The 16,310-nt window shown below is 65.2% G+C and carries 14 protein-coding genes; all 14 read left to right on the forward strand.

Annotated elements, in window-relative coordinates:
* Positions 1 to 400 precede the first annotated feature (400 nt).
* The 14 genes from DOM41_RS05700 to DOM41_RS05765 all read left to right on the forward strand — a co-directional run bounded on the left by DOM41_RS05700 (position 401) and on the right by DOM41_RS05765 (position 16,185).
* The gene (locus DOM41_RS05700) at positions 401 to 868 is read left to right on the forward strand and encodes a hypothetical protein (RefSeq protein ID WP_157956845.1); all 468 of its coding nucleotides are present in this window, start codon (positions 401 to 403) and stop codon (positions 866 to 868) included.
* 1,009 nt (positions 869 to 1,877) lie between these two features.
* On the forward strand, positions 1,878 to 2,681 hold the full coding sequence (locus tag DOM41_RS05705) for a hypothetical protein (protein WP_223160935.1): 804 nt from the start codon (positions 1,878 to 1,880) through the stop codon (positions 2,679 to 2,681).
* 143 nt (positions 2,682 to 2,824) lie between these two features.
* On the forward strand, positions 2,825 to 4,162 hold the full coding sequence (locus DOM41_RS05710) for an OmpP1/FadL family transporter (protein WP_223160936.1): 1,338 nt from the start codon (positions 2,825 to 2,827) through the stop codon (positions 4,160 to 4,162).
* Positions 4,163 to 4,209: 47 nt separating this feature from the next.
* A complete protein-coding gene (locus DOM41_RS05715; RefSeq protein WP_110685886.1) occupies positions 4,210 to 4,536 on the forward strand; it encodes a hypothetical protein in 327 nt (108 codons plus the stop codon).
* Positions 4,537 to 4,734: 198 nt separating this feature from the next.
* Positions 4,735 to 6,396 (forward strand): arylsulfatase, encoded by a 1,662-nt coding sequence (locus tag DOM41_RS05720; RefSeq protein WP_223160937.1) that lies wholly within the window; start codon positions 4,735 to 4,737, stop codon positions 6,394 to 6,396.
* 164 nt (positions 6,397 to 6,560) lie between these two features.
* A complete protein-coding gene (locus DOM41_RS05725) occupies positions 6,561 to 7,595 on the forward strand; it encodes an HAD family hydrolase (protein WP_110685887.1) in 1,035 nt (344 codons plus the stop codon).
* Positions 7,592 to 8,572 (forward strand): AAA family ATPase, encoded by a 981-nt coding sequence (locus DOM41_RS05730; protein WP_110685888.1) that lies wholly within the window; start codon positions 7,592 to 7,594, stop codon positions 8,570 to 8,572. Before DOM41_RS05725 ends, DOM41_RS05730 begins: the two co-directional genes overlap by 4 nt.
* Positions 8,573 to 8,644: 72 nt before the next feature.
* Positions 8,645 to 9,658 (forward strand): DUF58 domain-containing protein, encoded by a 1,014-nt coding sequence (locus tag DOM41_RS05735; RefSeq protein ID WP_110685889.1) that lies wholly within the window; start codon positions 8,645 to 8,647, stop codon positions 9,656 to 9,658.
* The gene (locus DOM41_RS05740; RefSeq protein WP_110685890.1) at positions 9,655 to 10,218 is read left to right on the forward strand and encodes a DUF4381 domain-containing protein; all 564 of its coding nucleotides are present in this window, start codon (positions 9,655 to 9,657) and stop codon (positions 10,216 to 10,218) included. The genes DOM41_RS05735 and DOM41_RS05740 overlap by 4 nt, the downstream gene beginning before the upstream one ends.
* A complete protein-coding gene (locus DOM41_RS05745) occupies positions 10,211 to 11,215 on the forward strand; it encodes a VWA domain-containing protein (RefSeq protein WP_223160938.1) in 1,005 nt (334 codons plus the stop codon). The genes DOM41_RS05740 and DOM41_RS05745 overlap by 8 nt, the downstream gene beginning before the upstream one ends.
* A complete protein-coding gene (locus DOM41_RS05750) occupies positions 11,212 to 12,831 on the forward strand; it encodes a VWA domain-containing protein (protein ID WP_110685891.1) in 1,620 nt (539 codons plus the stop codon). Before DOM41_RS05745 ends, DOM41_RS05750 begins: the two co-directional genes overlap by 4 nt.
* Positions 12,828 to 14,342 (forward strand): BatD family protein, encoded by a 1,515-nt coding sequence (locus tag DOM41_RS05755; protein WP_110685892.1) that lies wholly within the window; start codon positions 12,828 to 12,830, stop codon positions 14,340 to 14,342. Before DOM41_RS05750 ends, DOM41_RS05755 begins: the two co-directional genes overlap by 4 nt.
* Positions 14,339 to 15,142 (forward strand): tetratricopeptide repeat protein, encoded by an 804-nt coding sequence (locus tag DOM41_RS05760; RefSeq protein ID WP_110685893.1) that lies wholly within the window; start codon positions 14,339 to 14,341, stop codon positions 15,140 to 15,142. Before DOM41_RS05755 ends, DOM41_RS05760 begins: the two co-directional genes overlap by 4 nt.
* Before the next feature lie 140 nt (positions 15,143 to 15,282).
* A complete protein-coding gene (locus DOM41_RS05765) occupies positions 15,283 to 16,185 on the forward strand; it encodes a formylglycine-generating enzyme family protein (protein ID WP_223160939.1) in 903 nt (300 codons plus the stop codon).
* Positions 16,186 to 16,310: the final 125 nt, after the last annotated feature.

Below are 16,310 nucleotides of genomic sequence, written 5' to 3' on the forward strand. Positions count from 1 at the left end.
ACATTCGCTGACATTGATGGTTTCACCATCGGGTGGGGCGTCACCGTGGGAGAAATCTTATTTGTCTCTGATGACTGTTTGCGGGCTAATCAGAGGTTGTGTATGTCTGCTTATCGGTGATGACCCATCATGATTCGACAATGCTTGTCGCAGACAATTTTTTTCCTCGATACTGTCGACGCGACAGGGCAGCTTTTCTGATGCCAGGGACTCGACCATTCAGGCGCTGGCAATGATTGATCGATAATGGATAGATAGTGCTAACCCCTGACTTCGTTTGACACTTTGATTATTGACCTAAGATGAAACGGCGCGATCAATGCGCCTTCAGACGGCGGTGGGCGGCGGCTCGACAACGACCAAGAGGGAACGGAATATGCAACGGTTTTCGAAGACGAGAATGCAAGTGATGTTCGCCAGCTCGCTGGCCCTGCTCGCCGGCTGTGCCGGTAGCGGCCCGGTGCACGAGTCGGTCTCGAGCTACATGGATTGTGACGCGCTCCAGCAGGCCGTGGCGAGTGCGGATAACGGCTTCGACGAGATCAAGCGGAGCCGCAAGAACACGCGCTTCGGTGAGATCTGGCAGACCGACGTGCAGGCATTCGCCAACGCGTGCACCATCGTCTCCACCAGCGGCCCGGGCTACTACACCTGTTCCGGTCAGATCGAGACCGATGCCACCACATCTCAGCTCGAGGCCGCTTCCGACGGCATCGGCCAGTGCCTGGGGACGGGCTGGTCCACGTCGCCAGCGGGGGACGGTGCCATCGCCTTCAGCGGCGGGGCCGGGACGCCGACGCTGACGCTCAAGAGCTTCGCCAACGACCGCGGTGCGCAGATGGTGGTCATGCGCATCGACCAGCCGTAACGTCAAACGGCGCTGACAGTGACCCGTCAGCGCCTGTCTCGCCTCTCTTTCGTCAGGGCAAGGCAAGCCTCTCGGGCAGCTCGCTAGCCCAGGACCCCAACATACTCATCTCCCGTCTCCCGTCTCCCGTCTCCCGTCTCCTGTCTGCATCGCCAAAGCCACGTTGCGCCTTCTCCAACGCCTGGTTCGTCGTGCCATTACCGGTAGACCACTCTTGACTCGAGCGGGGGCCAGCGCGGCGATAAGTCCATCGTTGAACCATGAAAGTGTCCATCCGTTACAGAAGTGCTTTTTGCTGCTATGGGGCCAATGGCACGCGCTGCGTCTTGAAGTTTAGTTAAGATAATTGGCTATATTTTAACTTGCTAATAAACCATGCCAGATCAAACCGCGAGTCTTGACTTGCCGATAGGCTAGCCAGTGATGATCAGGATCGAACCGAAAGCTATCGCTGGGCCTATGACACGACGTTTAAAAACAGAAGAGTCAAACCCGGATGGCCAACGCACATTGTTCAAAGGTCGCTTCTCAAGAGAAAAACCTACCGCATTGTTAACTGTGTTTCCAACTGTAAGCAGCCAAAAAAATCAATCGCTTGCGGATTATTAACGTCAGGTACGATAGGTTTTTGACTGAGCTTTCTCACGCTAGTTCTTTGTTCTTTATAGAAAATGGAGGGTCACGACGGGTGGCGTTCGATGGCTCGGGTCGTTTTTTCGGAAGCGCCGATTTAAATGCTGATTTTATCAAAGGTTTGCCGTTGGCTATTACGATCAAGGCCTGGTTTGTTTTTTTTTATGAAATGCTGAAGTTACGCAAGGCAACAAATTTTTTTTCCAGCAATGCGGAATGCGATTTATCTTTGCTTCGAAGTCGACGAATTCAGTCGCTGATGTTGGTCATGAGGTGTCATAGCTAGGTTTGATCGATCCTGCTGTCTTCGGTTTGGTTTGTAGTAATAATAAAAAACGATTTAGATCATAAAAACGATTATTACTAAGGGGCGGTCATGAAGCATGGATCCTGCTCGACGTTGGTCGTAGTCACCTTATGTTTCACGGCGAATTCGCTTGCCCAGACGACGGACTCCGCCGATCTCGCCCAACAGCTCACCAACCCGGTTGCCAGTTTGATCAGCGTTCCCTTTCAGCTGAACTACGACGAGAACGTCGGTGCGGGCAGGGGGGATCGCTACCTGTTGAACGTCCAACCCGTCATTCCGTTCAGTATTGCCGAAGACTGGAACCTAGTCAGTCGTACCATTCTGCCAATCATCAGTCAGGACGGCGTCGTACCCGGCGATGGCAGCCAGTTCGGCATGGGGGACATCGTTCAGAGCCTCTTCTTTTCGCCCAAGGAGACAACGGCGTCCGGTCTCATCTGGGGCGCGGGGCCAGTACTGCTTTTCCCTACCGCCAGCGAGGAGACGCTGGGTGGGGACAAGTGGGGCGCGGGGCCGACGGGGGTTGTGCTTAAACAATCTGGTCCCTGGACCACCGGCATGCTTGCCAATCATCTCTGGGATGTCGCTGGCGAGAGCGATCGTGCGCCTATCAACGCCACCTTCGTTCAACCCTTCATGGCCTACACCACGCCTGACGCCTGGACTTACAGCCTGAATACCGAGTCCACCTACGATTGGGAAACCAATCAGTGGTCGGTACCCATCAACGCCTTTGCCACCAAGCTGACATCACTCGGCGCGCAGCCCATCAGCGTTGGCGGCGGGGTGCGCTACTGGGCCGAGCAGCCCGACGGCGGCCCGGATGGCTGGGGGGCCCGGCTCATCGCGACCCTGCTTTATCCCCAGTAGGTCAGGTTGGCGATAGGTCGAGTTGCCAGATGGGGCGTGTTTCGAGATGGCGGGTGGTCGAGATGCCGCGTGATCGAGATCGCGGATGGTCGAAATCGCGCGTGACGGGAGGCAGAGAGACCGCGTTAGGAGAGAAGGTGAGGATGATGACAACCAACGGAGCGATCGCGGGACGTGCGGGCGTGCGGAAGCCAGCAACGCGCTGGCCGGTGCTGTCGGCTGGCGTCGTGTCGCTGGTGGCGGCGGCCGAATCTGAAAATGTCCGTGCCGGCGGTATTCTGCTCTACGAGGCCGGACACGAGGACAGCGCGCTCGCCAATGCGGGTGCCGCCGCCCGTGCGATGGATCCCAGCGTGATGATGACCAATCCCGCTGGAATCGTCCGACTCCCGGGCAATCAGCTCTATGTCGGCGGTCAGATGATCCTCGGGCGCATCGATTTCGACCCCGATGGCAATACCACGACGAGTGGCGGCGACGGCGGTAACGCCATGGTACCCACCCCTGGCCCGAGCCTTTTTATCAGCCACCGGCTGGACGACCGGGCGGCCATCGGCCTGGGGCTCTACGGCAATTTCGGGCTGGGGTTGGACTACGACAACGACTGGGTGGGGCGCTACGTGGTGCAGGAGACCTCGATCGTTGCCGCCTCGCTGCAGCCGACCTTCGCTTACCGATTGACGCCGCAGCTCTCGGTAGGTGTCGGCCCGCGACTGGTCTACGGCAATTTTCGCACCGAGTCCGCGGTGAACAATGACGTCGGCGGCGCCACCGACGTCGCCGACGGGCAGATGGAGTACGAGGATCACGACGTCGCCTGGGGGTGGAGCCTTGGCGCGCTGTTTGAGCTGGACGACTTCACCCGCTTCGGCGTTGCCTACACCAGCAAGGTCGATCTCGATTTCGACGACCGTCCGGACTTTCGCCGGCTGGACAACCCACTGGTCGCTGGCGCAGTGCAGTCGGTCGCCGTCCAGCGCCTCGGGCTGGGGCTGCGCATCCCGGAGACCGTCACCGCCAGCGTCTTTCACCAGTTCAGCGACGAATGGGCCGTGATGGCAAGCCTCGGCTGGCAGAACTGGTCCGAGTTCGGCGATGTCGCGGTGGAGCTGGATACCGCCGGCGGGACGGCCACGCTTAAGGCCGATCGGCACTATCAGGATACCTGGCACGCCTCGCTGGGCGCCCAGCGCCAGATTCATCGCGACCTGCGCTGGAACCTGGGCATCGCCTACGACAGTTCGGCGGTCGAAGGCCGCAACCGCACGCTCGACAACCCCATGAACGAGGCCTGGCGGCTGGCGACCGGGCTCAACTACCAGTGGGATCGCAGCTTCGATGTCAGCCTGAATTATACCTTCGTTTACCTGGGCGACATGGATGTCGACCAGACCAAGAATCTCTCCGGCCAGCGCGTGAGCGGTGAGTACGCCAGTGCGCATCTTCACGTGATCGGCGGCGGGGTGAGGTGGCAGTTCTGAAAGACTCAGCCGCAGTGCTGAAAGACCCAGTGACACAGGAGTCAGTCATGAAAAAACAGCGAATGGTGATTCTCGCGGCCAGCCTTGCCGTATTGGGCATGACGGGCGGGGCTTATGCCCAGAGCGAGGCGATGAAAGAGTCCTACGAGGCCAATGAAGACCCTTTGAACATGGAAGGCGGCGATGGCGCCGAGGGTGAGCAGGAGCCTCGCTCCGGTGTCGGCGGGGGCGAGAGTGCCGCGTCGCAGGAGTCGATGGAAGCGATCGAGGCTCAGACCCGCGGTGAGACCGAGATCGAGCAGGACGAGTCCATGCGTGAGCTGGACGCTGAAGGAGAGAGCGATGCCGCGGCGGAGGCGCAGATGAAGGAGTAGATGGCATCGAGCGCCAGGTATTGGCGGATCGGTCGACGCTGTGGGCGGCCGCCGGGCAGCGAGTGGCCCGGGGCCCGGAGACACGGCCGTAAACCGGGGCTCGCCCGAGCCCGGGCGACGTCATCTTCAGCGCTAGGTAGCAGTTCGGGATTAGCTAGTCGTTGTCTTCACAAACTGACGATTTGCAGGAGATTGTCGATGGAACTCACGCAACAGAAACCGCCCCCGAAACGCTGGAACGGGGTTCTCTCCGCGGCGTTGGCCGTTGCCATGGCGATGCCGGGCGCTGCCCTCGCGCAGGAGAGCCAGAATCAAAACCAGACCCAAAACCAGAGCCAGAGTCAGTCCGGCAATGGCAGCGGTAATAGCAACCCGACCAAGCCCAATATTCTCGTGCTGTGGGGGGATGACATCGGCCAGTCCAATATCTCCGCCTATACCCGGGGGCTGATGGGCTACCACACACCCAACATCGACCGCGTCGCCAACGAAGGCATGATGTTCACCGACTATTACGCCGAACAGTCGTGTACCGCGGGGCGATCGTCGTTCATCACCGGACAGAGCGTCTTCCGTACCGGGCTCTCAAAGGTCGGCATGCCGGGCGCTCAAGAAGGGATGAGCACCGAGGACCCGACCATCGCCGGGCTTCTCAAGGCCGAAGGCTATGCCACCGGCCAGTTCGGCAAGAACCATCTCGGCGACCGCGACGAGATGCTCCCCACCAACAACGGTTTCGATGAGTTCTTCGGCAACCTGTACCACCTCAATGCGGAGGAGGAGCCGGAGCTACCCGACTATCCCAATGACATGGAGCTGGCGGACGGCCGGACCTTCCAGGAAGCCTATGGCCCCCGCGGCGTGGTCCGCTCCACGGCGGACGGGGAGATCGAGGATACCGGCCCGCTGACGCGCAAGCGGATGGAGACCGTGGACGACGAGACCTCGGCGGCAGCCCTCGACTTCATCGAGCGCAAGACGCAGACCAACGAGCCCTGGTTCGTGTGGTGGAACGCCACCCGCATGCACTTCAGAACCCACGTGAAGGACTCGCTGCGCGGTATCTCGGGGCAGAACGAGTACGCCGACGGCATGGTCGAGCACGACCGCCACGTCGGTCTCTTCCTCGACAAGCTCGACGAGCTGGGCATTGCCGACAACACCATCGTCTTCTATTCCACCGACAACGGGCCGCACATGAACTCCTGGCCCGACGCCGGCATGACCCCCTTCCGCGGTGAGAAGAACACCAATTGGGAGGGCGGCTGGCGCGTGCCGGCCATGGTGCGCTGGCCGGGGCATATCGAAGAGGACACCATCTCCAACGAGATCATGCACCACATGGACTGGTTGCCGACCTTCCTGGCCATCGCCGGCAATGCCGACATCAAGCAGGAGCTGCTCGACGGCGGCGTCGAAGCGATCGGGCGGGAGTACAACGTCCATCTCGACGGCTACAACTTCCTGCCCTACCTGACCGGTGAGGCCGACGAGACGCCGCGCCATGAAATCTTCTACTTCTCGGACGACGGCGATCTGATGGCGCTGCGCTACGACGACTGGAAGCTGGTATTCATGGAGCAACGCGCCGAGGGAACGCTGTTGACCTGGGCCAACCCGTTCACGCCGCTGCGCGTGCCGCTGATCTTCAACCTGCGTCGTGACCCCTACGAACGTGCCCAGATCACCTCCAACACCTACTACGACTGGCTGCTGGATCACGCCTTCATGCTGGTGCCGGCACAGGCCTACGTTGCGAGGTTCCTGGAAACCTTCAAGGAGTTCCCGCCGCGTCAGGAAGCCGCGAGCTTCAGTCTGGACAAGGTCATGGAGACTCTGCAGGAGCCCATCTCCCAGTAACTGAGCGTCGCAGAAGCAGTCCCCGGGCGAGTGCGGTCTCCGCACTCGCCCACTCTTCGGTTTTCTTGCTAGCCGGTTGCCTTGCTAGCCGGTTTCTTCTTATCGCTCGGCGCGTGTGAGCAGGAAGGCGAGCCGCGCGGTGCCTGACAGGAGTGACGACCTTGATGACTCACCGTCTTTGCAACAGCGCCATCCCCTGGCTGGCACTCTTTTTTTCCACTGGCGTGATAGCCGATCCGCTGCCGTCCTGGCAGGCGGGTGAACCCAAAAGCGCCATCATCGAATTCGTCGACCGAACCACCAATGCCGACGGCGAAGACTTCGTCCCGAGGGAGCAGCGGATCGCCGTCTTCGACAACGACGGCACGCTGTGGTCCGAACAGCCGTACTACTTCCAGCTTGCCTACGCGCTCGATCGCGCCGAATCGGCGCCTGAGGGCACCCTGAGCGATACGCTGCAGACCGCCGTCGACGACCGCGATCTGGCGGCCATTCTCGAGGGCGGCACCCAGTCGCTGCTCGACATCGTCAACGTCAGCCACGCCGGTCCAACGGTGGAGGCGTTCCAGGATGACGTGGGCCGCTGGCTGGCCGAGGCGCGCCATCCCGAAACGGGGCTCGCCTACACCGAGATGGTCTTCCAGCCCATGCTGGAGCTGCTCGTCTATCTCCGCGATGCCGGCTATGCCACCTATATCGTCTCCGGTGGCGGTGTCGACTTCATGCGTGTCTTCACGCAGGACGCCTACGGCATTCCCCCGCAGAACGTGATGGGCACCACCGGCAATCTGGCGGTATCGCGGGACGATGGGGCCATGACGCTGGTCAAGCAGGGTGATATCGCCTGGCTCGACGACGGCGACGGCAAGCCGATCACCATTCAGCGCACCCTGGGGCAGCGCCCCATCATTGCCGTCGGCAACTCCGATGGTGACGTCCCCATGCTCACCTGGGCCACCGAGGGTGACGGCCCGCGGCTGGGCGTGCTGATCCATCACACCGATGACGCCCGCGAAGTCGCCTACGACCGCCAGAGCGCCATTGGCAAGCTCGACACGGGCCTCGACGAGGCGCCGGCGCGGCAGTGGGTCGTGGTCGACATGGCCGATGACTGGCGCACGGTTTTCGATGCCTCGCTGACCGCACAATCCGGGAGCGAGGATGCGTCCCCGGCGTCCTCGCAGGAGGCGACTGAATGAGTTGTCGGGCCGATATCGAAGCACTGGAGGCGGCGGTCGGCCGGTCGATCATCGGCCAGCAGGCAGTGATCCGGCGCCTGATCATCGGCCTGCTGGCCAACGGCAACCTGCTGATCGAGGGGCTGCCGGGGCTCGCCAAGACACGCGCGATCAAGGCGCTGTCGCGGCATCTGGAGGCCGACTTCAACCGCATTCAGTTCACTCCCGACCTGCTGCCGTCGGACGTCACCGGCAGCGACGTCTATCACCAGAGTGGGGACGGGTCGACATTCACCTTCAGCCCCGGGCCGCTGTTCGCGAATCTGGTACTCGCCGACGAGATCAACCGTGCGCCTGCCAAGGTGCAGTCGGCGCTACTCGAAGCCATGGAGGAGCGTCAGGTGACGGTCACCGGCAAGACCCACCCGCTGCCGGACCTTTTCATGGTGCTGGCGACCCAGAATCCCATCGAGCAGGAGGGCACCTACCCGCTGCCGGAGGCCCAGCTCGACCGCTTTCTGATGAAGGTGCTGATCGACTATCCCGCCGTCGAGGAGGAGGTCGAGGTGATCCGTCTGGTGCGTGACGAAGAGCGGGCAACGCTGGGCCAGGCGGGGGCCCACGCGCCTCCGGTAGTGATTGCCCAGGCGGCGGTCTTCGAGGCTCGCCGTGAGATCGCCGCGCTGCACGTCGCCGAACCGCTGGAGCGTTACATGGCCGATCTGGTCGATGCCACCCGACATCCGGCAGCGCTCTCGAAGGCGCTCGACCACTGGATCGAACTGGGCGCCAGCCCGCGGGCCAGTCTGGCTCTGGATCGCTGCGGCCGCGCCCACGCCTGGCTCGAGGGGCGTGACTATCTTGACCCCCAGGACGTGCAGGCGGTGGCGCCGGACGTGCTGCGCCACCGGTTGGGGCTCAGTTTCGAGGCACAGGGCGAGGGGCTGACGCCCGACGCGATCATCGCCGAGCTGCTGGCGCGGGTGGCGCTGGCCTAGCCGGGTTGGCTGTCGTTATCCCCGGCAGTCGTTGATCCCGGCCGCCGTGGGTTCGAAAGCGAGGAGGAAAGCATGTCGCGCTTGACCGCCAGAGAGCCAAACGCCCGCGCGGGCCGAGCCTCTCCCGATCCTCGGGTGCATACCGATCTGGCCCACCTGCGCGGGCTGGAGCGTCTTGGGCAAACGCTGAGCCTGCTGCCTCGGCAGCCGGCACGCAGCGTACTCAGCGGCCGCCACGGCTCACGCCTTCGCGGGCGCGGGCTCGACTTTCTCGAACTGCGCGGCTATCTGCCGTCGGACGACGTGCGCAACATCGACTGGCGGGTCACCGCACGCACCGGCGAGCCGCACGTTCGTGTCTTCACCGAGGAGCGCGATCGCCCGGCACTGATCGTCGTCGACCAGCGGATGTCGATGTTCTTCGGCAGTCGCCATGCGATGAAGTCGGTGACGGCCGCCGAGGCCGCTGCGCTGCTCGCTTTCGCCGTACTCGCCCAGCACGACCGCGTCGGCGGCATCGTGGTGGGCGATACCGGCCTCGTCGAGTGTCGCCCGGTCAGTTCGCGGGCTGGCGTAATGCGCTTTCTGCAGGCGCTGGCCGAGGCCAATCTGGCGCTGGATGCCGACGCTGACCCCCGTGATCCCACCTCGTTGGATGCGGTGTTCGAATCGGTCGCGAGGCTCGCGCGTCGCGATCATCTCATCGTGGTGCTGAGCGACTTTGATGTCATCGGTCCGCGCACCGAGCGCCTGTTGAGTGGGCTATGTCGCCACAACGATGTCGTGCTGGCACCGGTCACCGACGTGCTGGCCGAGACGCTACCGCGGGATCTGCGTCAGACGGTCTCCGACGGCCAGCTGCAGGCGCTGCTGGACGCCCGTAGCGGTCACGTTCGCGAGGCGCTCGAGCGGGTGTCGGCGGCGCGCCGCGAGACCCTGAGCGAGTGGCAGCGCCGCTACGGGCTCTCCATCGCCCCGCTTTCCGCCGGGGAGGATTGCGCGGTGCAGCTGCGTCGGCTGCTCGGGGGAGATCGGCGACGGGATAGCGAGAGCCCCGGTGTCAGGGTTGGAGGCACCGCCGTATGAGCGTGCCGAGCGCCGCCGTCGACCAGGCGATGGAGGAGGCCGTTGGGGAGACCGTTGGCGAGTCCCCACCGCTGATGCTGTCGCAGATGATCGACCAGCTATCGCCGGCACCCGAGCCCGCGCCCATCGCCTGGTGGCCGCAGACCTGGGGCTGGCTGGTGCTTGGGCTCGTGATCGCGGCGCTGTTGGCCTGGCGGGGCTGGCGCCGCTACCGGCAGTGGCGCGCCGATCGCTATCGACGGGAGGCATTGGCGGAACTGCGGCAACGGCTAGCGCAGGGCGAAGGCATCGTGGCGCTGGCAGAGGTGCTGCGACGCACCGCGCTGGCCGCGTTTCCGCGGCAGGCGGTCGCGTCACTGCGCGGCGACGCCTGGGGCCGGTTTCTGAATGCCAGCCTGCCCTCTGGGACGACCGGCTTCGACGACCGCGCCATCGCCCAGCTCTCGTCGCAGCCCTACCGAGCGCCCGATGCGGCCCCGGCGTCGCTCGAGGCGCTGACGCCGCAGGTCGAGCGCTGGATTCGCCGTCACGACGCGAGCCGGAGTGTCGCGCATGAATGAACTCGCGTCCGGCATGCTCGAACTGGCCGCCCCCTGGGCGCTGGTGCTGCTTCCGCTGCCACTGCTGGTGCACTGGCTTGCCCCCGCGCACCGGCGGCGCACCACCGCGCTGCGGTTGCCTTTCTTCCAGCGCTACATAGCGGCGGCGGGTGTGACCCCGGCCGCTGGCGCCCGGGTACTGACGCGCTCCCGGGCGATGACCGCCGTGCTCGCGCTCGGCTGGGGGCTATTGGTGCTGGCGCTGGCGCGTCCGGAGCAGGTGAGCGCCCCGATTCACTGGCAGACCTCGGCCCGGGATCTGATTCTCGCGGTGGATATCTCGGGCTCGATGGACGAGCGGGATTTCGCCAACGCGAATGAGGCGCCACTGCAGCGGCTCGAGGGCGTCAAACGGGTGATTGCCGACTTTCTCGACGCCCGCGAGGGCGAGCGGCTGGCACTGATCGTCTTCGGCACCCAGGCCTTCGTGCAGTCACCGCTGACGACCGATCTGACCACGCTGCAGTCGCTGCTGGCGCAGACCGAGGTAGGCATGGCCGGGCCCCACACCGCGCTGGGGGATGCCATCGGCCTCGCCATTCGTCAGTTCGAGAGCGACGAGGTCGCGCAGCGGCTGCTGATTCTGCTGAGCGATGGCGCCGACACCGGCAGCCGCATGAGCCCGGTCAACGCCGCCGACATTGCCGCCGAGCGCGAGGTGCAGATCGTCACCGTCGCCATTGGCGACCCTGACGGAAGCGGCGAGAACCGGGTCGACATACCGACCCTCGAGTCGGTTGCCGAAATCACCGGCGGTGCTCACTTTCTGGCAACGGATCAGCAGGCGCTGGCGGCGGTCTACGACCGCATCGATGCGCTCGCCCCGCGCCGGATCGCCGACCACAGCTACCGCCAGCGCCAGTCGCTGGCGGTCTGGCCGATGGGCGCCGCGCTGCTGCTGGTGCTGCTGGTCTGGCTGTGGCGCAGCATCGGGCTAGCCAGAGGGAAGCCGTCATGAGCGAATTCAGCGCGCTTTCCGCCTTTCACTTCCTCAGGCCCTACGGGTTTCTGCTGCTGGTGCCGATCGTCGCCCTCTGGTGGTGGTATCGCTTTCGTTTCACCCCGGGGCAGGCCAGAACGCGCCATGTCGCCCCGCACCTGGCCCGGGCGCTGGTCGTTGGCCAGCCGTCGCGTACCCGGCTGGGACCGGTGGATACGCTGGCCGCGCTGGCGGTCTGCCTGGTCATCGGGCTGGCCGGACCCACCTGGAGCCGAATGCCCAATCCGATGATCAGCCAGACAGCGCCGCTGGTGATCGCGCTCGAGGTGAGCGACTCGATGCTCGCGACCGATGTGCCGCCAACGCGGCTGGCTCGCGCCGGCATCAAGATCGAGCAGCTCCTGGCCACTCGCAGCGGCGCGGAAACGGCACTGATCGCCTACGCCGGTTCCGCGCATCGCGTGGTGCCGCTGACCCGTGACCCCGGGCTGATCAAGCCCTATCTCGAGGGACTCTCGCCCGAGGTGATGCCCTCGCAGGGGGATGCCGCCGGTCAGGCGCTGGCACTTGCCGAAACTCTGCTCGCCGACCAGAGCGTGGCTGGTACGCTTCTCTTCGTCAGCGACGGCGTGAGCGCGGCCAACCGTTCGGCCTTCGCCGCCCGTGACGAGACTCACGCGCTGGCAGTGCTATCGCTGTTGCCGGACGCCCAGCCGCTGGCCGGCATGGAAGGACTGGGCGCCCGGCAGGTCGGCGTCAGCGCGGACGATGACGATGTTCAGGCGTTGGCGCGGATGCTGGCCTCCGACTATCGCCGGGCGCTGCTCAACGACGAGCGACTGGCGTGGCAGGACCGCGGCGTCTGGCTCGCCTGGCCGGCGATGGTGCTGGCGCTGTTCGGTTTTCGTCGCGGCTGGCGCCTTGGCGCGGTGGCACTGTGGTTAGCCTCGGGGGTAGCACCCACGGGCATGTCCGGACCGAGTCAGGCGCAGGCGCAGTCGAGTGTCGCCACCCGCGCCGCCGAGACACAGACGACCTCGTCGCTGGCAATGCGTGTGACCGCACCGCTGATGGACGCGTTTCTGACCCCGGATCAGCAGGGGCGGTGGTGGCTGGAGCGGCGGCAGTATGCGCGCGCCGCTGCCAGTTTCGAGGACCCGGCGTGGCGCGGTTACGCACTCTACCGGGACGGCCAGTACGCCGATGCCGCCACCGCGCTGGCGCTGGTGGACACCGCGGAAGCAGCCTTCACCCAGGGGCTGGCACTGATCCGCAGCCGTCAGTACCGCAGCGCCGTTGCCGCCTTCGAGACGACCCTCGCCCGCGACCCCGACTACCCCGAGGGAGCGAGGAATCTCGCGTTGGCCCGCCAGATCGTCGGCTACGTCGAGGAGACGCAGGCGCAGTCCGACAGTGGCGAGGATCGCGGCGTAGGGGCCGATGACGTGGTGTTCGACAACGAGTCGCGGCGGGGCACGGAGACAACCACGACCGGCGCGGATGAAGACCCGCTGCTGACGCCGGATCAGTGGATCTCTTCCCTCGATACCGACACCGCCGACTACCTGCGTCAGCGTTTCGCACTGGAAGCTGCCTCCCGGACGTCCGTTCGCGCCGGGGAGGAGACACCATGAACGCTGGGAGGCGCCACCGGCCCCCGGTGGCAGCGCTGCTGGCGGCGAGCCTGCTGTTTGGCCCGGGGCCCCCCACCGTGTCGCTGGAGAGACTGTCGATCACCAGCGCCGCGGCCTGGGCACAGGCGCCGCTCGCGCCGTCAGCCGACTCGAGTGCACCATCCCGCGAGCCCCAGGTGTCGCTGACACTGACACCGGCGCAGGTGGCCCCCGGTGAGCGTGCCGAGCTGCGCATCACCGTACTGGTACCCACCTTCATGCCGCGTCCGATGGTGTTTCCGAGCCTGGATCAGCCGAACCTGCGGGTCGAACTGCCCGAGCGCGCGACCATGCCGCTCAGCCGGCGACTCGACGGGCAGACCTGGGCCGGTGTCTCGCGGCGCTATGCGGTGACTCCGCTCGCCCCCGGGGAATTCACTCTGGGAGAGGGGGCACTGGAGATCACCTATCAGGATCCCGACACCGACGAGACGACGGTGCGCGCCGCCGCGCTGACGCCGCAGACGTTGATCGCCGCCGTCCCCGAGGCGGCAGCCGGTCTTTCTCCCTATCTCGCCGGCACCGCGTTGACGCTGGACCAGCGCGTTGCGGTAACGCGGGCGCCACGTCCCGAGGCCGAGTCGAATCACGGAGTGCCTGCTGAGGGGGCGCAGGGTGAGGAAGCGATGGACGAGGAAGCGACGGATGAGCGAGAGCCTGACGGGGTGCCGGTCGCGTTGAACCTGACCGAGGGAGAACCGGTGTCGCTGGCGATCGGTGACAGCCTGCAGCGCGACATCGTACTCTCCCTCGAGGGCGGCAGCGCTCTGCTCCTACCGTCGCTGGCGGAGTCTGCATCGCCGCCGCCGCTGATGAGTCACGTGGCCTCTCCGATCTTGAGGGAGACGCCGACCGGCGGAACGCGGACCGAGCGCCTGACCTACATCGCCCAGCACGGTGGGATGGTGACGCTGCCCGAGCTGATCGTGCGCTGGTACGACCTCGCCAATCAGCGCATCGTCTCGACCCGCGTGGCCGGGGTCGATCTCGCCATCGACGGCGCGCCGGCGGAGTCGGGGAGTTCGAGTCCTTCGCGGTTTTCTGGCGGCGAGCTGGGGCTCGCCCTGGCGCTATCGGTCGCGCTGCTCGGCGCGCTGGCGGGCATCACCCGGTATTGGCTGTGGCCGCGCTGGCGGCACGCGCAGCAGCAGCGTCGTCGGCATCGCGACAGTCACGGTATGGCGGCACTGACGCGGCTCGAACAGCATGTCAGGGCGCGACACTATACCGAGAGCCTGCGTGCCTGGCAGGCACTGCGACGGGACGTGCCCGCGCTCGCCGCCGCCCATCATCGTCACATCGAGCTCTGCATGGCGGCGCTGGGGCGAGAGCGCTACGCCGCGCAGCCGGGGTCGAAGCGCTCGGATGCGCACTGGACTGCGCTGGAGCGGGCACTGCCGCCGGCCGCCGAGCTCCGCCCTCCGCGCAACGGCACGTCACTGCCACCACTCAATCCGAGGGCCGTCACATGATCGTCAGCCGATGCCCGTTTCGCGTCGACACCGAGAGTGCGCTGGCTGGGGCCGCTGTCGCCACGCGTCGGCGAGTCGCGCTGCCGATTACCAGGGGGCGAATCGCGCCCCTGGTGATGGCATCGCTGATGGCCGCTCTCTGGATCGTTACCCTGCCGGCGCTCGCTGCCGAGTCGGCGGAGCCAGATAACGCAGCGTCCTGCGGTGACTGCACCCCGTCCGAGGCCGCTGCGCGTCGGGTCGACCGAGCGAACGCACAGGTGCAGGCAGGCCGGACGACGGCAGCGATGGAAGGCTACCGCGAGGCGCTGGCACTCGATCCCGATTACCTGCCGGCGCGCGTCAATCTGGCGACACTTTACAACCGCCAGGGTGAGACCGAGCAGTCGCAGGCCCTGTTGCGAGCGGGCCTGGCGCTGCCGGAGGCACCAAAGGCGGATCGCGGTCATCTGGCCTATCTACTGGCGCTGTCGTTGGCGGAGCAGGGCGATCTCGACTCCGCGCTGGAGTGGCTCGACCGCGATACCCAGTGGCGCCCGACGCATGCGAGAACCTATTACAACCAGGCGCTGCTGCTGGATCGTCTGGGGCGCCAGGAGGCGGCCCTGGATGCGCTGCACAAAGGGCTCTATCTGGCGCCGGAGTCGCCGGATCTGCTCTACGCCGCGGTCTACCTGAACGCGACGCAGGGGCACGTTTCCCGCGCCCTGGCGGTGATGGAGACGCTTCGCCGGGTGGCGCCGGACGACCCTCAGCTCGACAGGCTCGAACGGCAGCTACAGGGGCAATCGGCCCCCTGAGTCCGTGTCAGTCGTCAGGTCGGTTTTTCGCACTAAACCAGCTCGTTTTCCCGGAACCAGGCAGCTCGATTTCCCGGAACCAGGCAGGTGGGTTCCTCGGTGTGAGCCAGTTCGTTTTCTCGGCATAAGGATGAGGTTCGATGGCCAAGCAGCGCAGCAAGTCTCGGACGATGACCATGGTCGCGCTCGACGGCGGCAGTTTTCGCATGGGATCGGAGGATTTCTATGCCGATGAGGCGCCGTGTCGCGAGGTCTCGGTCGGCGCCTTCGAGATCGATGTCCTGCCGGTGACCTACGCCGAGTACCGGCGTTTCGTCGAGTCGACGGGCTACGTCTCCGACGCCGAGAAGGCCGTCGACCCGGAGCGGTTCCCCAATGCTGATCCGACCCTGCTGTTGCCGGGCGCGGCGGTCTTCACGCCGACCGCCGGTCCCGTGCCGCTCAATGATCACCTGCAGTGGTGGCAATTCGTGCCCGGAGCCAGCTGGCACCATCCGCTGGGCAAGGGCAAGTCGCTCAAGGGGATCGCCCGGCACCCGGTGACGCAGGTCAGCTTTAATGACGCCCTGGCCTACGCCGAGTGGGCCGGCAAGGACCTGCCGACGGAAGCGGAGTGGGAGTTCGCCGCGCGGGGCGGGCTCGATGGCAAGAGTTATGCCTGGGGGGACGAACTTCATCCTGACGGCAAGCGCCTCGCCAAGATCTGGGAGGGCGCCTTTCCCTGGCGCAACGATGCCCCGCCGGGGTGGGAGCGCACCGCTCCGGTGGGCAGCTATCCACCGAACCCGTTCGGACTCTACGACATGATCGGCAACGTCTGGGAGTGGACGAAGGACCCGTATCACCGACTCGAGCAACCGACCAAGGCCTGCTGTAGCAGCAGTCAGAAGGTGGCGGACCCGGCCGCCACGCTCAAGGTGGTCAAGGGCGGCTCGCATCTCTGCGCGCCCGAATACTGTCAGCGCTATCGCCCCGCCGCCCGGCATCCGCAGCCGATCGACGAGTCGACGTCGCATATCGGGTTTCGCTGCGTGCGACGCTGATGTCGCTCATGCCTATTTCTCCACGATAGCGGCGGAATGCTCCTGTCTCCGTCGCTGTCATTTGCAGTCCGGCAGTTACCTTCCTAGTTTTATTTAGTGAGACCGACCGTCACGGCAATGCCTGA

The sequence above is a fragment of the Salinicola aestuarinus genome, assembly GCF_003206645.1.
In the GTDB taxonomy this organism is placed as follows: Bacteria; Pseudomonadota; Gammaproteobacteria; order Pseudomonadales; family Halomonadaceae; genus Salinicola; species Salinicola aestuarinus.